Source organism: Amycolatopsis eburnea (assembly GCF_003937945.1).
Taxonomy (GTDB): domain Bacteria; phylum Actinomycetota; class Actinomycetes; order Mycobacteriales; family Pseudonocardiaceae; genus Amycolatopsis; species Amycolatopsis eburnea.
In genome coordinates, this window is record NZ_RSEC01000021.1 from 309429 (window position 1) to 332402 (window position 22974).

Consider the following 22974-nt stretch of genomic DNA (forward strand, 5'->3'; position numbering starts at 1 on the left):
AAGAAGCGCACAATGGGGGCATGACCACCGCCGCCGACCCCGTCGCCGGGTACGCCGGGTTCGCCGCCGCGCTGCGCGAAGCCGGGGTTGCCTGCGACGCCCACCGCGTGCAGGCCTACCTGGCGGCCGTCGCGGAGATCGACGTCGCCGAGCCCACGCAGCTGTACTGGGCCGGGCGGCTGACGCTGTGCTCCAGCCCGGACGATCTCCCGAGCTACGAAGAAGCCTTCAGCCAGTGGTTTTCCATCGAGACGCCGGCCCCGCAACGCGCCAAGACCGCCGTGCCGAAGCAGGCCCGGATCGCGCCGCTCGTCGACGCCGAAGGCGGGGACGCCGAGGGCGGTGACGGCCACGACCAGCTGAAAGTCGCCGCGAGCGCCCAAGAAGTCCTGCGCCACCGCGACCTCGCCGCCCTGACCGCGGCCGAGCGCGAACACCTCCGCGAACTGCTGGCCACGCTCCACCCCGCGCTCCCGCGGCGCCCGGCCGCCCGGCGGACGCCGTCGCGGCGCGGCCGGCTCGACCCGTCGCGCACGCTGCGCGCCATGCTGGCCAGCGGCGGCGAGCCCCTCACGCTCGTGCACGCCCGCCGGGGCACGCGCCCGCGCCGGGTGGTGCTGCTCATCGACGTCTCCGGCTCGATGAGTCCCTACGCCGACGCGCTGCTGCGGTTCGCCCACGTCCTGACGCGGTCCGCACCCCAGGCCGTCGAGGTCTTCACCCTCGGCACGCGCCTCACGCGGGTGTCGCGCCAGCTGCGCCAGCGCGACCCGGAACGCGCCATGCTCTCGGCGGGTTCGGCAGTGCCGGACTTCGCCGGCGGCACCCGGCTCGGCGAGACGCTGCAGGCGTTCCTCGACCGCTGGGGCCGCCGCGGGGTGGCCCGTCGCGCGGTGGTCACCGTCTTCTCCGACGGCTGGGAGCGCGGCGACACCGGCCTGCTCGGCGAGCAGCTCGCCCACCTGCGCCGGCTCGCGCACGCCGTATTCTGGGTGAATCCCCACGCCGGGAGGGCGGGGTACGCTCCGGTCCAGTCGGGCATCGTGGCCGCGCTGCCCCACATCGACCGGCTGCTGGCCGGGCACACCCTGGCCACTTTGGAACGACTGCTCCGGGAGATTGCCGATGCGTGACGTACTGGACGACGTGTTCCGCCGCTGGACCGAGGGCGAAACCGTCGGGCTCGGCACCGTGGTCGCCACCTTCTCGTCGGCGCCGCGCGCGCCCGGCGCCGCGATGGTCGTCGCACCCGACGGCACGGTCGCCGGCAGCGTGTCCGGCGGCTGCGTCGAAGGCGCGGTCTACGAGCTCGCGCAGGAGGTCGTCGCCGAGCGCAAGCCGGTGCTGCAGCGCTACGGCGTCACCGACGACGACGCGTTCGCGGTCGGCCTGACCTGCGGCGGGATCATCGACATCTACGTCGAGCACGTCGACCGCCAGTCCATGCCGGAACTCGGCGACGTCGTCGCGTCCGTGCGCTCGGGCGAGCCCGTCGCGGTCGTCACGATCATCGAACACGAGCGGGAAGGCCTGGTCGGCGAGCACATGATCGTCTGGCCGGACCGCACCGCGGGTTCGCTGGGGTCGTCGCGGATGGACGACGCGGTGGCCGACGACGCGCGCGGCCTGCTGGCCAGCGGCCGCACCGGCACCTTGCACTACGGCCCGGACGGGCAGCGCCGCGGCGAGGGCATGGCCGTGTTCGTCAACTCCTTCGAGCCGCCGCCCCGGCTGCTGGTCTTCGGCGCGATCGACTTCGCCGCCGCGATGGCCCGCATGGGCGCCTACCTCGGTTACCAGGTCACGGTCTGCGACGCGCGGCCGGTGTTCGCCACCACCAGCCGCTTCCCGGACGCGCACGACGTCGTCGTCGACTGGCCGCACCGCTACCTGAAGGCCGAAGCCGACGCGGGCCGGATCGACCAGCGCACGGCGATCGCGGTGCTGACCCACGACCCCAAGTTCGACGTCCCGCTGCTGGAGGTCGCGCTGCGCCTGGACGTCGGCTACGTCGGCGCGATGGGCTCCCGCAAGACCCACGACGACCGCTTCGCCCGCCTTCGCGAAGCCGGGATCACCGAGGCGGAGCTGGACCGGCTGTCCTCGCCGATCGGCCTCGACCTCGGCGCGCGCACGCCGGAGGAAACGGCCGTGTCGATCGCCGCGGAGATCATCGCGTTGCGGTGGGGTGGCGGCGGAAAACGGCTTGCTGAGCTGTCGGGACGCATTCACGGCTGACTACTCCGGGTGGCCCACAAAAGTTCACCCATCCGGATATCCGCACTTACGGAGTTGCGTGACGTTTCCAGGCGCAGCTGCGGAACAAGTAGTTGAACGTGTGACATCAGGGCTTGTCCGCGCCAAGGTCGCGTAGCACGCTCGGGAGTCTGTGAGCCCGATCACGGTCGGGCGGGCCGTTCCCGAACCGGCTTTTGGAGGCCTGATGCGCATCACCGTCACCGTCGACGGGACGAAGTACACCGACGAAGTCGAGCCCCGCACCCTGCTCGTGCACCACCTACGCGAAAAACTCGGGAAGGTCGGCACCGTCGTCGGCTGCGACACCAGCAACTGCGGCGCGTGCACCGTCCACCTCGACGGGCACAGCGTGAAGTCCTGCTCCGTGCTGGCCGTGCAGGCCGACGGCTGCGAGGTCACCACCATCGAAGGCCTGGCCCGCGACGGGCAGCTGCACCCGGTGCAGAAAGCCTTCCACGACAACCACGCGCTCCAGTGCGGGTTCTGCACGCCCGGCATGATCATGCAGTCGATCGACCTCCTGGCCGACAACCCGGACCCGGACGAACAGGCCGTCCGCGAAGGCCTCGAAGGCAACCTCTGCCGCTGCACCGGCTACCAGAACATCGTCCGCGCGGTCCGCGACGCCGCGCAGAACATGAGTCCCGGCGCGGGCCCCGAAGCGGAACGCATCACCGAGAACAAGCACGTCGGCGTGGGTGGTGACTGATGACCGCGACGCTCGAGCCGGAGGTCGGGAAGTCCCGCCGTCGCAAGGAGGACGAGCGGCTGATCACCGGCCGCACCCGCTGGACCGACAACATCGCGCTGCCCGGGATGCTGCACATGGCCGTGCTGCGCAGCCCGTTCGCGCACGCCAAGATCGTCTCGATCGACACCTCGGCGGCGAAGAGCGCCCCCGGCGTCGTCGCCGTGTTCACCGCGAAGGACCTCGATCCGGACAGCTCGATCGGCATGCCTTGCGCGTGGCCGATCACGCCGGACATGAAGGCGCCGCGCCGTCCGGTGCTCGCCGCCGACCAGGTCAACTTCGCCGGTGAAGGCGTCGCGGTCGTCGTCGCGCGGTCGTCGGCCGAAGCGCACGACGCGCTCGAAGAGATCGACGTCGAGTACGACGAGCTGCCGGTCATCCTCGACATGGAAGCCGCGATCGCCGAGGGCGCCCCGCTGGTGCACGAGGACCAGGGGAGCAACACCAGCGCCGTCTGGAAGTTCGACTCCGCCGAGGCGGGCACGGGCGGCAACGTCGAGGAGGCCATCAGCTCGGCGGAGGTCGTCGTCAAGCGCCGCTTCCGCCAGCAGCGCCTGGTCCCCGCGTTCATGGAGCCGCGTGCCTGCGTCGTCGACCCGACCGGCACCCAGATCACCATGTGGTCGGCCACGCAGATCCCGCACATCCTGCGCGTGATGTCGGCGCTGACGCTCGGCATCCCCGAGCACAAGCTGCGCGTGATCGCCCCGGACGTCGGCGGCGGCTTCGGCGGCAAGATCGGCGTCCTGCCCGAAGAGATGATGTCGCTGCTGGTCGCGCAGAAGCTCGGCAAGCCGGTCAAGTGGAACGAATCGCGGTCGGAGACCATGCTCGCCGCGCACCACGGCCGCGACCAGATCCAGGACATCACCATCTCCGCCACCCGCGACGGGCAGGTGACCGGCCTCAAGGTCGAGCTGCTCGCCAACCTCGGCGCGTACAACGGCCTGGTCGGCACCGGCGTGCCGATCCTCGGCGCGTTCATGTTCAACGCGATCTACAAGATCCCGGCGTACCACTTCGCGTGCACCAACGTGTACACGACGACGACGCTGACCGACGCCTACCGCGGCGCCGGCCGGCCGGAGGCGACGTTCGCGATCGAGCGGATCATGGACGAGCTCGCCGTCGAGCTCGGCATGGACCCCCTGGAGCTGCGCGAGAAGAACTGGATCAAGCACGAGGAGTTCCCGTTCACCACGGTGTGCGGGCTGACCTACGACTCCGGCAACTACGAGGCCGCGACGGCGAAGGCCAAGCAGCTCTTCGACTACGACGGCCTGCGCGCCGAGCAGGAGAAGCGCCGCGCGTCCGGTGACAAGGTCCAGCTCGGCATCGGCATCTCGACGTTCACCGAGATGTGCGGGCTCGCGCCGTCGCGGGTGCTCGGCTCGCTCGACTACGGCGCCGGCGGCTGGGAGCACGCCTCGATCCGGATGCTCCCGACCGGCAAGGTCGAGGTCATCACCGGCGCCTCCGCGCACGGCCAGGGCCACGAGACGGCGTGGAGCCAGATCGTCGCCGACCAGCTGGGCGTCGCGTTCGAGGACGTCGAGATCATCCACGGCGACACCCAGTCCTCGCACAAGGGCATGGACACCTACGGCTCGCGGTCGCTGGTCGTCGGCGGGATCGCGATCGTCAAGGCGGCGGAGAAGGTCGTCGCGAAGGCCAAGCCGATCGCGGCGCACCTGCTCGAATGCGCCGAGGACGACCTCGAATTCGCGAACGGCAAGTTCACCGTCAAGGGCACCGACTCCTCGACGGGCATCGCCGACATCGCGCTCGCGGTGTTCGCGGCGCACAACCTGCCCGACGGGATCGAGCCGTCGCTGGACTCGGACGCCACGTTCGACCCGGAGAACTTCTCCTACCCGCACGGCACGCACCTGTGCGCCGCCGAGGTGGACACGGAGACGGGCCGGATCAAGCTGCGGTCCTACGTCTGCGTCGACGACGTCGGCGTCGCGGTGAACCCGCTGATCGTCGAGGGCCAGGTGCACGGCGGGCTCGCGCAGGGCATCGCGCAGGCGCTGTTCGAAGGCACCGAGCACGACGAGAGCGGCACGCTCACCACCGGCACGTTCGCCGACTACCTGCTGCCGTCGGCGGCCGACCTGCCGTCGTTCACCACCGACCGCACGGAAACGCCGTCGACGACCAACCCGCTCGGCGCCAAGGGCGTCGGCGAGGCGGGCACCATCGCCTCGACCCCGGCGGTGGTCAACGCGGTGATCGACGCCGTGCGCCACTTCGGGGTGAACGACATCGAGATGCCGCTGACCCCGATGCGGGTCTGGCACGCGATGCGGCACGGCACCACCGGCGCGGGCGGCCCCGGCCGCGACGGAGCCGGTGGCGGACTCGGTTCGATCGACGCCTCCGGAGGTGCGCAGTGATCCCGGCCCCCTTCGAGTACGTCCGCCCGTCCACAGTGGACGAAGCGGTGCAGGCACTGGCGTCGGCGGGCGAGGACGCCAAGGTGCTGGCCGGCGGGCAGAGCCTGCTGCCGGTGCTGCGGATGCGCCTCGCCGCGCCGACGACGCTGGTCGACCTCGGGCGCGTCGCGGAGCTGCGCGGCGTGCGCGAGGACGGCGACGCCCTGGTGATCGGCTCGATGACGACGCACTACGACGTGCAGCGCGACCCGCTGGTCGCCGAGCACGCGGCGTTGCTCAAGGCCGCGACCGACACGGTCGCCGACCCGCAGATCCGCCACCGCGGCACGTTCGGCGGCGCGATCGCCCACGCCGACCCGGCGGGCGATCTGCTGGCGCCGGTGCTCGCGCTGGAAGCGTCGCTGGTGGTGGCCGGGCCGTCGGGCCGCCGGACGGTACCGGCCGCGGAGTTCTTCCAGGACCTGTTCACCACGGCGCTCGGGCCGGACGAGCTGCTCGTGGAGGTCCGCGTACCCAAGCACACCGGGTGGCGGGCGCACTACGAGAAGTTCAACCGGGTCGCCCAGGCGTGGTCGATGGTCGCGGTCGCGGTCACCGTCCGCACCGAAGCGGGGGTCATCGAGGAGGCCAGGGTCGCGCTGACGAACATGGGCTCCACGCCGGTCCGCGCTTCGGGCGTCGAAGCGGCGCTGGTCGGCGTCCAGGCCGCGGCGGACTCGATCCGCGCGGCGGCGGAGCACGCGGCCGAGGGCACGAACCCGCCGGTCGACGGCAACGCCGACGTCGAATACCGCCGCCACCTGGCGAAGGTGCTCACGGGTCGGGCCATCGCGGCGGCGGCCGGCGCCTGAGGATCCCGGTCGCCCACCCGGCCGCCGCCCGCGCGGCGGCTAGGGTGGGCACCGGACACCCCAGGTCTGGCAGAGAGGAGGTCGGCCCGTGCGGCTCGACCACGAATTCACCGTCCCGGCCCCGATCGGCGAGGTCTGGCAGGCGGTCGTCGACCCCGAGCGCGTCGCCCCGTGCATGCCGGGAGCCACGCTGACCAAGGTCGAGGGGGACGCCTTCAGCGGCACGGTGAAGGTCAAGCTCGGGCCGATTTCGCTGCTGTACAAGGGCAACGGCGAGTTCCTCGAGAAGGACGAGGCCGCGCACAAGGTCACGATCAAGGCCTCGGGCAAGGACGCGCGGGGGGCCGGCACGGCGTCCGCGACGGTGACCTTGACGTTGACCGAGAGCGACGGCGGAACCCACGGCGCGGTGGCGACCGATCTGGCGATCACCGGCAAGCCCGCGCAGTTCGGGCGCGGCCTGATCAGCGAGGTGGGCGGCAAGATCCTGGACACGTTCGCGGGCTGCCTGTCGGGCAAGCTCGCCCCGGAGCCGGCCGCCGCGCCGTCCCCGGAGCCCGCCCCCGAACCGGCGGTCAAGCCCGCGCCGACGACCGCGGAGATCAACACCGAACCCCGCCCCTCGGCCCCGCAGTCGGACCGTCCGCCGCTGCACAGCGTCCCGGCGGCCCCGGAAACCGAAGCGATCGACCTGCTCGACTACGCGGGGCAGTCGGTGCTGAAGCGGCTGGCGCCGGTGCTGCTCGGTGTCGCCGTGGTGGCCGGTGTGGTGGCGATCGTTCGCGCATTGCGGAAGTAGCAGTGAGCTGAAGGGGACCTTCTCGAGCGGAAGGTCCCCTTCAGCGTGTCCGGGCGATCTACTGTGCGCGGGTGTTCGGGCAAACCGGCGCCGGCAATTCGTCCGGACCGGCGACGTGGCTCGTCCGAACGGCTACGCTGGGCTACCTGGTCGGCCGAACTTCGCGCAAGGGGTACGTCACGATGCCGGTTCGTCACACCCGTGGCCTCGGCTCTTGAGAGCCCAGGCCGCCGTGCGCCGGGAAGCGCTTTCCGACTGGCCCGGGTGGCCCGCGCGGTGGGAGATGTGGACCGGGGCGAAAGCCCGATGGATCGCGTACGCCCTCGGCTGCGAGCTGCTCGCCGTCGGCGCGACGGCGGTGGCGCTGGGCACCGGGTTCGGCGAGCCGGTGCGCCCGGTCTGGTTCGCGGTGCTGGTCGGGCTCGGGGTGGCGCAGGCCGAGATGTCGCGCCGCATCGAACGGCTGCGGCGGTGGATGAGCGGGCAGACGCACATCAACGTCACCTCGGTCTGGTACCTCGCCGGCGTCGTCCTGCTGCCGCCCGCCTGGGTGGCGCTGCTCGCCCTCGTGCTTTACGCCCACCTGTGGGTGCGCGTGTGGCGCCAGGTGCGCACGCGCCCAGCGCACCGCTTCGTCGCGAGCACGGCGTGGGCGATGCTCTCCTGCTTCGCGGCTTCGTCCGTGCTCGCCGTGCTGGGGTTGCACGGGACGCCGTTGCAGACACCGCGCGGGCTGTTCGCGCTCTGCCTCGCGGCCGTGGTGTTCGAGCTGGTGAACATCGGTCTCGTGGCCGCCGGCATCTACCTCTACACGAGCCAGCGCTCGGCCGCCGACCTGATCGGGACCTGGGAGGACAACGCCTTCGAGCTGGCGACCCTCTGCCTCGGCGGGCTGGCGGCGCTGGCGCTGGTCGAGCAGCCGGTGCTGGTGGTGTTCGTGGTCGCGCCGTTGCTGCTGCTGCACCGGTACCTGCTGTTGAAGCAGCAGCTGCAGGTCGCCGCCGTCACCGACGAGAAGACGGGACTGCTCAACACCGCCGGGTGGCACGACTCCGCGGTCCGGGAACACGCCCGCGCACAGCGCCGCGGCGACGGCTTCGCGGTGCTGATGATCGACCTCGACCACTTCAAGAAGATCAACGACACCTACGGCCACCTGACCGGCGATGACGTCCTGGCCGCCGTCGCGGTGGCGATCTCCGGCTCGGTGCGCCAGGGCGACACGGTCGGGCGGTTCGGCGGCGAGGAGTTCGTGGTGCTGCTGCCCGGCATCGGCCACGCCGACGTGCTCGCCATCGCCGAGCGGGTGCGGCTGGCGGTGGGCGAGCTGAACGTGGTCATCTCGACCGGGAGCGGGACGGTCCGGGTGAGCGGCCTGTCGGTGTCGATCGGGGTCGCGCGCCACCCCGGCACCGGGATGCCGCTCGACGACGTGCTGCGCTCGGCCGACGCGGCGTTGTACCGGGCGAAGGAAGCCGGCCGCAACCGCGTCGCCGTGTGACGAACGGCGCGAAATAGCCGCTCCGGCATGCCGTTGAACCCGGTATGAGCGGCGCGGACCACGAGACGGACGTGGTGGTGATCGGGGCGGGCCAGGCGGGCCTGTCCGCGGCGTACCACCTGCGGCGTGCCGGGTTCGCCAACCGGACCGGTTTCGTCGTGCTGGACCACGGGAAGCGCGCCGGGGGAGCGTGGCAGTACCGCTGGCCGTCGCTGGTGCTCGGCAAGGTGCACGGCATCCACGACCTGCCCGGGATGGCCTTCGGCACCCCGGACGTGACGCGGCCGGCCTCCGAGGTCGTTTCCGAGTACTTCGCGCGTTTCGAGAGCGTGTACGACCTCCCGGTGCTGCGGCCCGTCGACGTCCGGTCGGTGACGCGCGCGGGGGAGCGGCTCGTGGTTTCGAGCCCGGCGGAATCCTGGTCCGCGCGGGCGGTGATCAGCGCGACCGGCACCTGGGACCGGCCGTTCTGGCCGCACTACCCCGGCCAGGAGACCTTCGCCGGCCGCCAGGTGCACACCGCGGACTACCGCGGCCCCGAAGACTTCCGCGGCGCGCGGGTGGTCGTGGTCGGCGGCGGGGCGTCGGCCGTGCAGCTGCTGATGGAGTTCGCCCCGCTCGCCCGCGCGACGGCCTGGGTGACGCGCCGCCCGCCGGTCTGGCGGGACGAGCCGTTCAGCGAGAACTGGGGACGCACGGCCGTCGCGAAGGTCGACGAGCGGGTGCGGGCCGGGCTGCCGCCCGAGAGCGTGGTGAGCGTGACCGATCTGGCCGTGACGCCGGAGGTGCGCGCCGCCCGCGCGGCCGGGATCCTGGACCGGCGGCCGATGTTCGCCCGGATCGTGCCGTCCGGCGTCGAGTGGGCGGACGGCACCCGCTTCGACGCCGACGTGATCCTCTGGGCCACCGGCTTCCGCGCGGCGATCGACCACCTCGCCCCGCTGCACATCCGCGAGCCGGGCGGCGGCATCCGCGTGGACGGCACGCGGGTGGCCCTCGAGCCGCGCCTGCACCTGGTGGGGTACGGGCCGTCGGCGAGCACGGTCGGAGCCAACCGGGCGGGCCGGGCCGCGGTGGCGGAGATCCGGAAACTGCTGCAGCGCTGAGCCGGGCGGCCCCACACGTCATGAAAGGGTCGTTCATCTCACCAGACGCCATGAACGACCCTTTCATGGCATCTCTGCGGCGCCGGGCAAGCCGCCGTCCTTGGCCGCATCCCGGCGCACGGGGCAGTATCCCGGTCACCGAAACATCCGCTGATCAGCGGAAACCGCCAAAAACTCACCCTCTTGACCGATTCAACGCCAAGACAAGTCTTGTCAGCCGAACCCGCTCCTCGTTAAAGTCCGCTTAGTTAGGAAACTTTCCTAACTGTTTGCCCCGACGCCGCAACCCCGTCAAGCCACCGCCAAGGCCCTTAAGGAGTGCGACGTGCCGTCCACCCGATTACGCCCCCTCGCCCGGCTCGCCCCGGTGCTCGCCGCCGTGGTCCTGCTGCCCTCCGCGATCACCGCGGCCGCCAGTGCCGAGGCCGCCGATGTGCTGCTCTCGCAAGGCAAGCCCGTGGCCACCTCCACCATCGAAAGCTCCTCCTACACCGGGGCGAAGGCCGTCGACGGCAGCACCACCACGCGGTGGGCCAGCGCCGAAGGGTCCGACCCGCAGTGGCTGCGGATCGACCTCGGCCAGCCCGCCACCATCCACCGCGTGCTGCTCAACTGGGAAGCCGCGTACGCCAAGAAGTACCGGATCGAGGTCTCCGACGACGGCTCGACGTTCACCACCGCCGCCAGCGTCGACACCGGGGACGGCAAGATCGACGACCTGACCGGGCTGTCGGCCCACGGCCGGTTCGTGCGGTTCGTCGGCCTCACCCGCGGCACCAGCTACGGCTACTCCTTCTGGGAGATGCAGGTCTTCGGCAGCACCGACTCCTCCGGCGACACCCAGCCGCCGACCGTCCCGGCCGGGCTCACCGCCGGGACCGCGACCGCCACCAGCGTCCCGCTCACCTGGAGCGCCGCCACCGACAACACCGGCGTCGCCGGGTACGACATCCTGCGCAACGGCACCGCCGTCGCCACCAGCGCGACGACGTCCTACACCGACACCGGGCTCACGCCGGACACCAGCTACACCTACGCCGTCCGCGCGCGCGACAACGCGGGCAACGTCTCGGCCGCCGGCACGCCGATCACCGTGAAGACCGCCGCCGGGAGCGCGGGGTTCGTGCTCGCCGCGGCCGGTGACATCGCCGAACGGTGCACCGCCAGCAGTTCCAGCTGTGCCCACGTCAAGACCGCGAAGCTCGTGGAAACCATGAACCCCGCGGCCGTGATCACCATGGGCGACAACCAGTACGACGACGCCCACCTGTCGGACTTCAAGTCCTACTACGACACGACCTGGGGCAAGTTCAAGAGCAAGACCAAGCCCATCCCCGGCAACCACGAGACCTACGACGACACGCCGTACAAGGGCTACGACAGCTACTTCGGCGCCATCGCGAAGCCCAACGGCCAGCGCTACTACAGCTGGGAAATGGGCAACTGGCACTTCATCGCCCTGGACTCCAACGACTTCGCCACCCACGAGTTCGGCCCGGACGAGCAGATGGCGTGGCTGAAGCAGGATCTCGCCGCCAACAAGAAGGGCTGCGTCGCCGCCTACTGGCACCACCCGCGGTGGAGCTCCGGTGACCACGGCGACAACCCCGACAGCATCGAGCTGTGGAACCTGATGGTGGCCAGCAAGGTCGACCTGGTCCTCAACGGGCACGACCACGACTACGAGCGGTTCGTTCCGCAGAACGCCGACGGCAAGGCCGACGCCGGCGGCCCGGTCGAGATCGTCGGCGGCTCCGGCGGCGCGAGCCTCTACAACCTGAGCTCGCCGCACGCCACGACCGCCAAGCTGCTCAAGACCTACGGCGTGCTGAAGCTGTCCATGACCGACACCAGCTTCCAGTCGCAGCTCATCGGCGTCGACGGCAAGGTCCTGGACAGCAGCCCGACCTACACCTGCCACTAGGGGGGGCGAGCATGTACATCGCGGCAAGCCGGACCTCGGACCTGGCGGCGGGCACCGACCGGAAACCCGCGCTGAAGCGGGTGTCGGCCAACGTCGTCGCCCTCGGCGCGGTCAGCCTGGTCACCGACGTCTCCTCGGAGATGGTGACCGCCGTCCTCCCGCTCTACCTGGTGCTCGGCCTCGGCCTGAACCCGCTGCAGTTCGGGCTGCTCGACGGGCTCTACGCGGGCGCCACCGCGGTGGTGCGGGTGCTCGGCGGGCACCTCGCCGACCGGTGGCGGCGGCTCAAGGCGGTCGCCGGGTTCGGGTACGGCTTGTCCGCGGTGTGCAAGCTCGGGCTGGTCGCGGCCGGCTCGTCGGTCGCGGCGATCGGCGTCGTCCTCGCCGCCGACCGCACCGGCAAGGGGCTGCGCACCGGCCCGCGCGACGCGCTGATCTCGCTGTCCAGCGAGCCGGACACGCTCGGCCGGTCGTTCGGGGTGCACCGGGCGATGGACACCGTCGGCGCGTTCCTCGGCCCGCTCGTGGCCATGGCCGTGCTGGCGGTGAGCCTCGGCAGCTACACGAGCGTCTTCTTCACCAGCTTCTGCATCGCGGCCATTGCGGTGCTGCTGCTTGCCCTGTTCGTCCACGACCGGCCCGGCGCGGTCGACCGGGCGGCCGTCTCGCTGCGGGCCGCGTTCGGCCTGCTGCGGCAGCAGGACTTCCGGCGCGTCGCGCTCTGGGCGGCGCTGCTGGGACTGGTGACGGTCGGGGATTCGTTCGTCTACCTCGTCCTGCAACGGCGGTGGGAGATCGCGGCGACGTGGTTCCCGCTGCTGCCGCTCGGCACCGCCGGCGTCTACCTCGTGCTGGCCGTGCCGCTCGGCAAGCTCGCCGACCGCGTCGGGCGCTGGCCCGTCTTCCTCGGCGGGCACGCCGCGCTGTGCCTGGCCCTGGTGCTGCTCTGCGGCCCACAGGCCGGGCTCTGGCTCGGGATCGTCGCGCTCGGCCTGCACGGCGTGTTCTACGCGGCCACCGACGGCGTCCTGATGGCCGCCGCCGGGCCGCTCATCCCGCGTGACCTGCGGGCCACCGGGATGGCCGTGGTGCAGACCGGGCAGGCCGTCGCCCGGATGCTCTCGTCCGTCCTCTTCGGACTGGCGTGGACGCTGTGGGACCTGCGGCCCGCGGTGCTCGTCGCCGCGGCCTGCCTGGCCGCCGTCGCCCTCGCCGCCGCCCTCGTGAAACCGGTGCGCCCGTGAAGAAACTCGTCCTCGCCCTCGCCGGGACCGCGCTCCTGGTCGCCGCGGCCGTCGCGTACACGGTCACCTCGCGGCACGACACCGCCGAAGCCGGCCCGGCCGCGCAGCTCACCCTCGCCCCCGGGCAGCTGTTCTTCCGCGACACCGCCAGCGGCCGCGTCGGCGCTGTCCCGCTCGCCGACCCGGGCGCGAAACCGCAGCTCAGTGCCCTGAAGTGTGACCGGTTCGCGGTCGCCGGGCAGACGGCGGTGTGCCTGGCCGTCCAGCCGGGGACGCTCCCGGCGGTCACCGACGTCCTCGTCCTCGACGGCAGGCTCGGTGTCCGCCACACCGAAACCCTGCCCGGCACCCCGAGCCGCGCGCGCGTCTCGCCGGACGGCAAGCGCGTCTACTGGACGTTGTTCGTCACCGGCGACTCCTACGCGCAGACCGGGTTCTCCACCCGCGCGGGACTGTACGAAGTGGACACCGGGCGGCTGGTCAAGACGATCGAGGAGCTGCCCGTCTTCGTCGGCGGCAAGCGCTACTTCGCGGCCGACGTCAACTACTGGGGCATCACGTTCGCCCCCGACGGCAACCGCTTCTACGCCACGCTCGGCAGCAAGGGCACGACGTACCTCGTCGAAGCCGACTACGGGCGCTACCGCGGGAAGGCGCTGCGGGAGAACGTCGAGTGCCCGTCGCTGTCGCCGGACGGCAAGCGGGTGGCGTTCAAGAAGAAGGTCGGCGAAGGCGTCTGGCGGCTTTCCGTGCTCGACCTCGCGAGCCTGGCGGAAACCGAGCCGGCGGAAACCCGCAGCGTCGACGACCAGGCGCTCTGGCAGGACGACCACACCGTGCTCTACGGCCTCGAAAACGCGGTCTGGGCGGTGCCGGCCGACGGCTCCGGTGCGCCGCGCCGGCTGGTCGGCGGCGCCGCGTCGCCCGCCGTCACGGGGTGACGTCCACCGCCGAAAACAGCGTCCGCACGCAGAGGTCGCGCAGCTCGGCCTGGGTGATCTTCGGCTGGTCGAGCCAGTCGAGGATGACGGTGGCGACGAACGCCAGCCAGCCGCGGACGGCCACCCGGGTCGTCTCGGTGACGGTGGTCAGCGCGCCGAGCGCGGTCAGGATGCGCTCGGCGTTCGCGGCCATCCCGGCCTCGCGGATCCGCAGGACCTCGCGGTCGGCGCCCGCGGCGGCGCGGTGCACGACGCGGTAGCCGTCGGGGTGCGTGCGCGCGAACTCGAGGTACACGTCGAGCCCGGCCCGCAGCTGCTCCGCGACGGGCAGCGCCGGGTCGGGCTCGCTCATCTCCAGCAGCTGGTCGCGCTGGCTCCGGACGATCTCGAGGAAGAACTCCTTCTTCGTCGGGAAGTAGTGGTACAGCAAGCCGCGCGAGACCTGCGCGATCTCCGCGACCTCTTCGATCCACACCTCGTCGTACGGCCGCGACGCGAACAGCCCGGCGCCGATGGTCAGCAGCTGCTCCCGCCGCTCCTGCGTGCTCAGCCTGGTCCGCATCCCCCGAGCTTACTTGACACGGGTTCAGTAGCGGGGGATCGTGAGCTTATTGGATCCGGGTTCAACAAGGAGCTGCCGTGGACACCAGCGGGATTCCGCACCGGCCGGGCCGCCTGCCGGTGATCGGCGACCTGATCGGGGCGAACCCGCGCACGCCGTTGCAGGACACCGTGCGCATCGGCAAGCGGCTCGGCCCGATCTTCACGCGCAAGGTGTTCGGCTTCGAGATCGTCCTCGTCGGCGGCGTCGACCTGGTCACCGAGCTGAACGACGAGACGAAGTTCGGCAAGCACGTCGGCCTGGGCGTGGAGAACCTGCGCGCCCTCGGCGGCGACGGCCTCTTCACCGCGCACACCCACGAACCGAACTGGCGGCTGGCGCACGACATCCTGCAGCCGGCGTTCTCCGCCGAGGCGATGCGCCGCTACCACCCGATCATGCTGGACGTCGCCCGCGAGCTCGTGGCGGCGTGGGACGCGGCGAGCGGGCCGGTCGACGTCTCCGCCGACATGACCCGGCTGACCCTGGAGACCATCGGCCGGGCCGGCTTCGGCTACCGGTTCGGCTCGTTCGAGCGCCCCGAACCGCACCCGTTCGTCACGGCGATGATCCGCGCGCTGCGGTACGCGCAGCTGCAGAACGTCAAGCTGCCGTTCGTCCGGCGCGCGTTCGCCGGGACGCCGGAGCAGAACCGCGCCGACATCGCGGTGATGACGGACCTCGTCGACGAGGTCATCGCCGAGCGGCGGGGCAGCGGCGAGGAGAGCCGCGACCTGCTCGGCCTGATGCTCACCGAGGGCCACCCGATGACGGGGGAGCGCCTGGACCCGGTGAACATCCGCAACCAGGCGATCACGTTCGTCGTCGCCGGCCACGAAACGACGTCCGGCGCGCTGTCGTTCGCGCTGTACTATCTGACCCGCCACCCCGAGCTGCTGGCGAAGGCCCGCGCGGAGGTCGACGCGGTGTGGGGCGGCCGCGAGCCCGCGTTCGCCGACGTCGCGAAGCTGCGGTACGTGCGCCGCGTGCTGGACGAGGCGATGCGGCTCTGGCCGACCGCGCCCGGCTACTCCCGCGAAGCACGCGAAGACGTCGTGCTCGGCGGAAAGTACCGGATGCGCAAGGGCGACTGGGTGGTCGTCCCGCTCCCGCTGGTGCACCGCGACCCCGCGGCCTGGGGCGACGACCCGGAGGCGTTCGACCCGGACCGGTTCGAGCCCGCGGCGGTGCGGAAGCGGCCGGCGCAGGCGTACAAGCCGTTCGGGACGGGCGAGCGTGCCTGCATCGGCCGCCAGTTCGCGCTGCACGAAGCCGTGCTGGCGCTGGGCGTGGTGCTGCAGCGCTACGACTTCGACATCGACCCCGCGTACGAGCTGAAGATCGTCGAGTCGCTGACGCTGAAGCCGAGCGGCTTCACCCTGCGTCCCCGGGTCCGGCTCAGGACTTCAGATAGCGCACCTGCCCCGGCTTGACCCGCTCGTACCCTTCCCGGCCCGCGAGGTGCTCGGGCACGCCGACCTCCCACCAGGCCCCGGCTTCCGTCCACGTCGACGGCTGCGTCTTCACCACGACCACGGCGGGCCGCTGTTCGGCCACCGACGCCTCCCGGGCAGCCGCGTAGGCCGCCCGCAAGGAGTCCACTGTGGACGCTTCGAACACCAGGCAGCCCAGCGATTCCGCGTGCCGCGCGAAGTCCACTCGCGGCGGGGACGCGTGCGAAGTCGTGCAGTCGGCGTAGAAGTTGTTGAACGGCTTCCCACCCTGCCCTTCCTGGAGCCGCGCGATCACCGCGTAGCCGTCGTTGTCGCACACGACCGCGACGAACGGGTGCCCGGCGAACGCCGCGGAGAACAGCTCCGAGTTCAGCATCAGGTACGAGCCGTCGCCGAGGAGCGTCGTCACCAGGCCGGGCCACGCGATCGCCGCGCCCCACGCGCCGGACAGCTCGTAGCCCATGCACGAGAACCCGTACTCGACGTCCATCGACACCGAGCCGGACCCGCGCCAGCCGCCGATCAGCTCGCCCGGCAGCCCGCCCGACGCCGTCATGACGTAGTCGTCGGCGGCCGAGAGATCGTTCACGACGCCGACGACCTGCGCGTACGACGGAATTTCCGAGCCGGACCGCAGCTTGTCGACGTGCGCGTCCCAGACCGCGCGTTCGCTCGCGGCCCGCGCGGTCCACGACGGGTCCACGCGCCAGCTTTCGAGCTGGGCGGCCAGGTCCGCCAGGCCCGCGTCGGCGTCCCCGGTCACGGCCAGGGCGCCGTGCTTCACCGCGTCGAAGCGGGCCGCGTTGAGCGACACCAGGCGGACGTCGGGGGAGAACACCGTCCACGACGCCGTCGTGAAGTCCTGCAGCCGCGTGCCCACGGCCAGCACCACGTCCGCCGCGGCCGCGAGGACGTTCGCCGACGACGAGCCCGTGATGCCGAGCGGTCCGGCGTGCAGCGGGTGGTCGTGCGGGACGAGCGTGCGGCCCGCCGTGGTCTCCACGACCGGGATCCCGTGCCGCTCGGCGAAGTCCAGCGCCCGCCGCGCGGCACCCGAGTACCGGACGCCGCCGCCGAGCACCAGCAGCGGGCGGCGCGACGCCCGCAGGACGCCCGCCGCCTCGGTGACCGAACGCCGGTCCGGGCGCGGGCGGGGCGGGCGGTGCGTGACCGGCGCGAACAGCGCGTCCGGGAAGTCGTACGTCTCCGCCTGGACGTCCTGCGGCAGCGCCAGGACCACCGGCCCGCTGTCCGCCGGGTCCGTGAGCACCCGCGTGACCTGCGGCAACGTCGAGATCAGCTGCTCGGGCCGGGTGATCCGGTCGAAGTAGCGCGAGACCGCGCGGAAAGCGTCGTTCACCGTCGCGGTCGCGTCGCCGAAGGGCTCGATCTGCTGCAGCACCGGGTCCGGCGCGCGGCCGGTGAACGTGTCGCCGGGCAGCAGCAGCACCGGCAGCCGGTTCGCGTGCGCGACCCCGGCGGCGGTGACCATGTTCAGCGCGCCCGGCCCGATCGACGACGTCGCGACGCCGACCTGCCGCCGGTGCGTGGCCTTCGCCAGCCCGACCGCGGCCAGCGCCATGCCCTGCTCGGTGTGCCCGCGCCAGACCGGGATCTCGCCGCGGTGCTCCTCCAGCGCCGTCCCGAGACCGAGCACGTTGCCGTGCCCGAAGATCGCGAAGACGCCGGGGAAGAGCGGGACTTCCGCGCCGTCCAGGGTTTCCGAGCGCTGGGCGAGGAGCCAGCGGACCAGCGCCTGAGCCGTCGTCAGCTTCACCGGACCCGCCCTTCGTGGCTCGTGACGGGGCAGCGCGGGTCGAGGTCCTGCGCGGCCCAGGTGTCGCGGACCCAGCCGTGCGCCGGGTCGTCGCAGAACGCCATCGACCGCTCTTCGGCGGGCCCGGCCAGGACGTTCAGGTAGTACATCGGGTAGCCGGGCGCGGCCACGCACGGGCCGTGGTAGCCGCGCGGGATCAGGAAGACGTCGTGGTCGCGCACGGCGACGTCCTCGTCCAGCTCGCCGTCGGCGGTGTAGGTCCGGTGCAGGCCGAAACCCTCGCGAGACGGTGTCACGCCGTCGCGGCCGGCGATCCGGAAGTAGTAGATCTCCTCGTTGACGACTTCGCACCCGGTGGCTTCGTCGTGCTTGTGCGGCGGGTACGACGACCAGTTGCCGCCCGGCGTGATCAGCTCGCACGCGTTGAGCTTGTCGGCGTGGTCCCAGACCCCGGGCACGCCGAAGTTGGTGACCTGCCGGGTCGCCTGCCCCGCACCGCGGACCTCGACCGGGACCTCCTCGGCCGGTCCGTACCTCGCGGCGAGGCGGCGGGTGCAGCGCGCCATCGGCAGCGCCACTTCGAGACCGTCCGTTGTCGACAACTCGACTTCGGCTTCCCGGGGCACGTACGCGAAGTCCGTCACGCGCGCGAAGACCGACGAACGGCCGCGCAGCTCGAAGACCTGCCCGTCGACGCGGACGGTCGCGGACCCGGACAGCGGCAGCACGAACGCCTCGAACTCGCCGGTGTGCAGGACCCGCGTCTCGCCGGCGGCCAGGGACAGCACCCGCAGCCCGGTGTAGGTCCAGCCCGCGCTGTCCGGGGTGAGCCGGACCGGGTCGGTGTCGTCCGACAGTGTCCCGAGTGGACGGTGGAGCTTGCTCACTTCGCGGCCTCCAGTGCTTTCGCGGCGGCTTCGACGGCAGTGCGGGTGGTTCCGCTGGGCGGGTTGAGCAGCGGGCGGCCGATGACCAGGCCGCGGACGACCCCGTGCGACAGCGTCCAGTCCGACGGCACGCCGCTCAGCACCACCGGCAGCGTCGTGGCGTCCAAGGCGGCGGCCGGGCACGTCGGCGGCAGCTTCAGCCAGGTGTGCGCCGACGTCGTCCCGAGGCCGGACGCGACCGTGACCGCCGGCGATGCGGGGTTCTCCCGCAGGTCGATCAGGGCGACCAGGCCGTACGCGGCGAGTTCGGTGACGGCGTCGGCGCAGGCCTGCCGGGACGGGTCGGCCTCGCTCAGCAGCAGCTCGCCGCCGTCCAGCCCGCAGTCGACCAGCGTCCGGGCGTCGTAGCCGGTGAACCGGTCGTCGGGGTTCATCGACCCGAAAACGACCTTGTCGTGCAGCGCGCCGAGCAGGAGCAGCTCCTCGACGACGTCCGGGGTGGCGACGACGCCGGCGACCGCCGGGTTCTCCAGCGCGACCAGCAACCGCTCCAGCAGCGTCCGCCGGTCGAACGGGTCGTCGCCGGGTCCCGGCGCCTCGGCGGCGACCAGGAACAGGGTTCCGTTGTCGGACAGCAGTTCCGAACGCCGTTTGCGGGTCGCGTACGCCTGCCGGACCGCGCCCGGGTTCGTGGCCCGGGTGTGCAGGAGGTCGCGCCAGCGGTCGTCGGTGAGCATCACAGCAGCTCCTCGATCTCCCCGGCGGACGGCATGGCGTCGGCGCAGGCCAGCCGGGACGCCACCAGCGCGCCCGCCGCGTTCGCGTACTCGGCGATCCGGACCGGGTCCCAGCCGGACAGCAGCCCGTGGATCAGGGCGCCGCCGAAGCCGTCTCCGGCACCTAGGCCGCAGACGACCTCGACCCGTTGCGGCGGCACGGTCCAGCGCCCGTCCGGGGTCGCCACGAGCACGCCCTCGGCGCCCTTCTTGATCACCGCGAGCCGCAGCCCGCGGTCGAGCATCCGGTCCGCGGCGGCGTCCGGATCCGCCGTGCCGACGGCGACCTCCACCTCGGCGCGGTTGCCGACCGCGACGGTGACGTGGTCGAGCATCGCGCCGATCTCCTCCCGGGCCTGCTCCACCGACGACCAGAACATCGGCCGGTAATCGAGGTCCAGGACGGTGTGCTCACGGCGTTCCCGCGCCTCGAGGATCTTCCGCTGGGTGGCTCGCGCCGGCTCGGCGGAGACGCCGGTGCCGGTGACCCACAGCAGCGGCACCGACGTGACGACGTCCCAGGGCACGTCTTCGTCGGTCAGCGTGAGGTCGGGGGCGATGGGGGAGCGGTAGAACAGCAGCGGCGGGTCCGCCGGCGGGTTCAGCTCGCAGAACACCACCGGCGTCTGCAGGTCTTCGGCGGTGCCCACGAAAGCCGGTGAGACGCCGAAGCCGTCGAGGGCCTGCCGGACGTAGTCGCCGAAGCCGTCCGGGCCGACCTTGGTGAGCACCGCCGCCGACCGGCCGAGCCGCGCGGCGGCGACCGCGACGTTGGTCGCGGTGCCGCCGAGCGACTTGGCGAAAGTGCTGACGCCGGCCAGGGGGACACCGCTCTGCTCCGGGTAGAGGTCGACACCCACCCGGCCGATCGTCAGCGCTTCGAGACTCACGCCTTCTCCACCTGCCGCAGCTCGTGTTCGAGGGCTTCCAGTTCCGCGCCGCCCGCCATCTGCCGGGTCAGCTCGTTGATGTCGATGTCCTTCTTCTCGTACGACCCGAGCGGCGCGCCCCGCTTGAGCAGCAGGAACCGGTCGGCGACCGGGTAGGCGTGGTGCGGGTTGTGCGTGATCAGCACGACGCCGAGCCCGCGGTCGCGGGCCTGGGCGACGTACTTGAGCACCACCCCGGCCTGCTTGACGCCGAGCGCGGCGGTCGGCTCGTCGAGGATCAGCACCTTCGCGCCGAAGTACACCGCCCGCGCGATCGCCACGCACTGGCGCTCACCACCGGAGAGCGTGCCGACCGGCTGCTCGACGTCCCGCAGGTCGATGCCCATGTCGGACAACGCCTTCTTGGTCGTCTCGCGGCCCTTCTTCCGGTCCAGGAACCGGAACGGGCCGAAGCCGACGCGCGGCTCCGAGCCGAGGAAGAAGTTCCGCCAGACGCTCATCAGCGGCACCACCGCGAGGTCCTGGTACACGGTCGCGATGCCGCGATCGAGGGCCTCGCGCGGCGAAGCGAACCGCACGGGCTCGCCTTCCACGAGGAACTCGCCCTGGTCGTGCTGGTGCACCCCGGCCAGGACCTTGATCAGCGTGGACTTGCCGGCGCCGTTGTCGCCGAGCACGCAGGTGACCTCGCCCGCGTTGACCACAGTGGACACCTCGCGCAGCGCGATCACGCTGCCGTAGGTCTTCCCGATGTCACGGACTTCGAGCAGCGGGCTCATCGGCGTACCCTTTCCGCGCGGCGCCGGAAGGCGTTGTTCACCAGGACCGCGGCCAGCAGCATGATGCCGAGGAACAGCATGAACCAGTCGCTGTTCCACTGCGCGAACACGATGCCCTGGCGCGCCATGCCGAAGATCAGCGCGCCGATCGCCGCGCCCACCGCCGAGCCGAACCCGCCGGTGAGCAGGCAGCCGCCGATCACGGCCGCGATGATGTACTGGAACTCCAGCCCGATGCCCTGGTTCGCCTGCACGCTCGCGAAGCGCAGGATGTTGATCGAGCCGACCAGCCACGCGCCGAACGCGGTGCCCATGAACAGCAGGATCTTCGTGCGCACCACCGGCACGCCGACCGAGCGGGCCGACACCTGCGACCCGCCGACCGCGAAGATCCAGTTGCCGAACCGGGTGCGCACGAGCAGCACCGCCGCGACCACCGTGACGAGGATCCACCAGATGATCGACGACTGGAACTCGGTGCCGCCGATCGCGAACGTGGAGGCGAACAGCCCGCCCGCCGATTCGTAGCCGCTGGTCGAGCGCATCCCCGACACCTGGACGGTGTTGGTGACCAGCCGCGTGACGCCGAGATTGAGGCCCTGCAGCGCCAGGAACGAGCCCAGGGTGACGATGAAGCTCGGCAGCCCGGTCTTCATCACCAGCCAGCCGTTGAAGGCGCCGACCCCGAGCGCGAAGACGAGCGAGACCGCCAGCGCGACCCAGACGTTCCAGCCCGCCTGCGTCGCCAGGATCGCCGTGACCAGCGACGTCGACGCCGTCATGACACCGGCCGAGAGGTCGAATTCGCCGCCGACCATCAGCAGCGCGACCACGACGGCCATGATGCCCAGCGTCGAGGAGTCGTCGAGCCAGGTCGCCACGCCCAGCGGGCTGAGGAACTGGCCGGTGACGACGGAGAAGAAGACGAACACCAGCACGGCCCCGAGCAGCGCGCCGATCTCCGGGCGCACCACCAGCCGATCGGTCAGGCTCTTCTTCCCGACGCGTTCGTCGGGTTGCGCTTGGATCGCCGCGGTCATCGCGTGCCGCGCTCCGCGTACGGGGCCACGGTGTCGATGTTGGTCTTGTCGACGAAGCCCGGGCCGGTCTGGACCGGCTTGCCGCCGCCGATGGTGTTGCCGTTTTCCTTGTACAGCTTGAGGAACACGATCGGCAGGTAGCCCTGCTCGTACTGCTGCTGGTCGACGGCGAAGAGGATGGTGCCCGCCTTGATGGCCGCGACGACGTCGGCGTTCAGGTCGAACGTCGCCACCTGCGCCTTCGAGCTCGCCTCCTTCGCCGCGTCGACCGCGCGCGCCGCGACCTGCGAGTTCAGCGCCAGCACGGCGTCGATCGACGGGTCGGACTGCAGGGCGCCGCGGATGCGGGCCTGCGCGTCGGTCGGGTTGGAGATGTCGACCTGCAGCGTGGAGACGTTGCCGAAGGTCTGCTTCGCGCCGTCGCAGCGCTGGTTCTGGCCGATGTTGCCCGCTTCGTGGATGACGCAGAGCAGCTTCGTCTTGCCTGCTGCCTTGAGCCGCTGCCCGGCGCCCTGGCCCGCGAGGCCTTCGCTCTGGCCGACGTGCGCGATCGCGCCGAAGGCGGCGCTGGAGTCCTCGCCGGAGTTGATGGTGACGACCGGGATGCCTGCCTTGACCGCGTTCTGGATCGACGTCTGCAGTGCCTGCGGGTTCGCCATCGAGACGACCAGGCCGCTCACCTTCTGCGCGACCGCGTTGTCGATCAGCTTGGCCTGGTTGCCCGGGTCGCCGTCGGCGAAGTAGTCGACACCGACGTTCAGGTCCTTGCCCGCCTGCTCGGCGCCGTTCTTGACGACGTTCCAGAAGGCGTCGCCGGCGGTGCCGTGCGTGACCACGGCGACCTTCAGCGGGCCGCCCGAGCTGGGCGCCGCCGCGGACGGCGCGCTGGAGCTGCTCGAGTTGTCGGCGGACGGGCCGCTGCAGGCGGACAGGACCAGCCCGGCGGCGGCGATCGCCGCCACGCCGGCCAGCTTCTTGAGAGAAAGCACAGTCAC

General features: G+C 71.7%; 20 protein-coding genes. 12 read left to right on the forward strand and 8 right to left on the reverse strand.

Annotated features, from left to right (window positions below; all coding sequences use genetic code 11):
• Positions 1 to 20: 20 nt before the first annotated feature.
• The 11 genes from EIY87_RS05325 (at position 21) to EIY87_RS05375 (ending at position 13775) form a co-directional block, all read left to right on the forward strand.
• On the forward strand, positions 21 to 1133 hold the full coding sequence (locus EIY87_RS05325) for a vWA domain-containing protein (protein WP_125306500.1): 1113 nt from the start codon (positions 21 to 23) through the stop codon (positions 1131 to 1133).
• On the forward strand, positions 1126 to 2238 hold the full coding sequence (locus EIY87_RS05330) for an XdhC family protein (RefSeq protein WP_125306501.1): 1113 nt from the start codon (positions 1126 to 1128) through the stop codon (positions 2236 to 2238). The genes EIY87_RS05325 and EIY87_RS05330 overlap by 8 nt, the downstream gene beginning before the upstream one ends.
• Before the next feature lie 205 nt (positions 2239 to 2443).
• Positions 2444 to 2968 carry a (2Fe-2S)-binding protein gene (locus tag EIY87_RS05335; RefSeq protein WP_086865549.1) on the forward strand — a complete coding sequence of 175 codons (525 nt, stop codon included), beginning with the start codon at positions 2444 to 2446 and terminating at the stop codon, positions 2966 to 2968.
• On the forward strand, positions 2968 to 5409 hold the full coding sequence (locus EIY87_RS05340) for a xanthine dehydrogenase family protein molybdopterin-binding subunit (RefSeq protein WP_125306502.1): 2442 nt from the start codon (positions 2968 to 2970) through the stop codon (positions 5407 to 5409). The genes EIY87_RS05335 and EIY87_RS05340 overlap by 1 nt, the downstream gene beginning before the upstream one ends.
• Positions 5406 to 6260, forward strand: a complete 855-nt coding sequence (locus tag EIY87_RS05345) for an FAD binding domain-containing protein (RefSeq protein WP_125306503.1) — start codon at positions 5406 to 5408, stop codon at positions 6258 to 6260. Before EIY87_RS05340 ends, EIY87_RS05345 begins: the two co-directional genes overlap by 4 nt.
• 88 nt (positions 6261 to 6348) lie before the next feature.
• On the forward strand, positions 6349 to 7059 hold the full coding sequence (locus EIY87_RS05350; protein WP_125306504.1) for an SRPBCC family protein: 711 nt from the start codon (positions 6349 to 6351) through the stop codon (positions 7057 to 7059).
• A 283-nt stretch (positions 7060 to 7342) separates the two neighbouring features.
• On the forward strand, positions 7343 to 8560 hold the full coding sequence (locus tag EIY87_RS05355; RefSeq protein WP_125306684.1) for a GGDEF domain-containing protein: 1218 nt from the start codon (positions 7343 to 7345) through the stop codon (positions 8558 to 8560).
• Between the two features lie 44 nt (positions 8561 to 8604).
• Complete coding sequence (locus tag EIY87_RS05360) at positions 8605 to 9666, forward strand: NAD(P)-binding domain-containing protein (RefSeq protein WP_125306505.1); 1062 nt, start codon at positions 8605 to 8607, stop codon at positions 9664 to 9666.
• Between the two features lie 367 nt (positions 9667 to 10033).
• On the forward strand, positions 10034 to 11590 hold the full coding sequence (locus EIY87_RS05365) for a discoidin domain-containing protein (RefSeq protein ID WP_125306685.1): 1557 nt from the start codon (positions 10034 to 10036) through the stop codon (positions 11588 to 11590).
• 11 nt (positions 11591 to 11601) lie between these two features.
• The gene (locus EIY87_RS05370; protein WP_125306506.1) at positions 11602 to 12834 is read left to right on the forward strand and encodes an MFS transporter; all 1233 of its coding nucleotides are present in this window, start codon (positions 11602 to 11604) and stop codon (positions 12832 to 12834) included.
• Positions 12831 to 13775, forward strand: a complete 945-nt coding sequence (locus EIY87_RS05375) for a TolB family protein (protein ID WP_125306507.1) — start codon at positions 12831 to 12833, stop codon at positions 13773 to 13775. The genes EIY87_RS05370 and EIY87_RS05375 overlap by 4 nt, the downstream gene beginning before the upstream one ends.
• Here the strand turns inward: EIY87_RS05375 and EIY87_RS05380 are convergent.
• On the reverse strand, positions 13765 to 14337 hold the full coding sequence (locus EIY87_RS05380) for a TetR/AcrR family transcriptional regulator (protein WP_125306508.1): 573 nt from the start codon (positions 14335 to 14337) through the stop codon (positions 13765 to 13767). The genes EIY87_RS05375 and EIY87_RS05380 overlap by 11 nt on opposite strands.
• Positions 14338 to 14414: 77 nt before the next feature.
• On the opposite strand from EIY87_RS05380, the gene EIY87_RS05385 reads away from it, so the two are divergent.
• Positions 14415 to 15809, forward strand: coding sequence for a cytochrome P450 (locus EIY87_RS05385; protein WP_125306509.1), 1395 nt, complete (start codon positions 14415 to 14417; stop codon positions 15807 to 15809).
• On the opposite strand, the gene iolD is transcribed toward EIY87_RS05385, so the two are convergent.
• The 7 genes from iolD to EIY87_RS05420 are packed head-to-tail and all read right to left on the reverse strand — an operon-like array spanning position 15775 to position 22968.
• Positions 15775 to 17607 (reverse strand): 3D-(3,5/4)-trihydroxycyclohexane-1,2-dione acylhydrolase (decyclizing), encoded by a 1833-nt coding sequence (gene iolD / locus EIY87_RS05390; protein ID WP_125306510.1) that lies wholly within the window; start codon positions 17605 to 17607, stop codon positions 15775 to 15777. The two genes, EIY87_RS05385 and iolD, sit on opposite strands and share 35 nt — an antisense overlap.
• Positions 17604 to 18494, reverse strand: coding sequence for a 5-deoxy-glucuronate isomerase (gene iolB, locus EIY87_RS05395; protein WP_125306511.1), 891 nt, complete (start codon positions 18492 to 18494; stop codon positions 17604 to 17606). The genes iolD and iolB overlap by 4 nt, the downstream gene beginning before the upstream one ends.
• Entirely contained in the window at positions 18491 to 19231 is a 741-nt protein-coding gene (locus EIY87_RS05400) for a Cgl0159 family (beta/alpha)8-fold protein (protein ID WP_125306512.1), read from the reverse strand. Before EIY87_RS05400 ends, iolB begins: the two co-directional genes overlap by 4 nt.
• Complete coding sequence (gene iolC / locus EIY87_RS05405) at positions 19231 to 20160, reverse strand: 5-dehydro-2-deoxygluconokinase (RefSeq protein WP_125306513.1); 930 nt, start codon at positions 20158 to 20160, stop codon at positions 19231 to 19233. Before iolC ends, EIY87_RS05400 begins: the two co-directional genes overlap by 1 nt.
• Positions 20157 to 20939 (reverse strand): ATP-binding cassette domain-containing protein, encoded by a 783-nt coding sequence (locus EIY87_RS05410; protein WP_125306514.1) that lies wholly within the window; start codon positions 20937 to 20939, stop codon positions 20157 to 20159. The genes iolC and EIY87_RS05410 overlap by 4 nt, the downstream gene beginning before the upstream one ends.
• On the reverse strand, positions 20936 to 21979 hold the full coding sequence (locus tag EIY87_RS05415) for an ABC transporter permease (RefSeq protein WP_125306515.1): 1044 nt from the start codon (positions 21977 to 21979) through the stop codon (positions 20936 to 20938). Before EIY87_RS05415 ends, EIY87_RS05410 begins: the two co-directional genes overlap by 4 nt.
• Positions 21976 to 22968, reverse strand: a complete 993-nt coding sequence (locus tag EIY87_RS05420) for a sugar ABC transporter substrate-binding protein (protein WP_125306516.1) — start codon at positions 22966 to 22968, stop codon at positions 21976 to 21978. The genes EIY87_RS05415 and EIY87_RS05420 overlap by 4 nt, the downstream gene beginning before the upstream one ends.
• Positions 22969 to 22974: the final 6 nt, after the last annotated feature.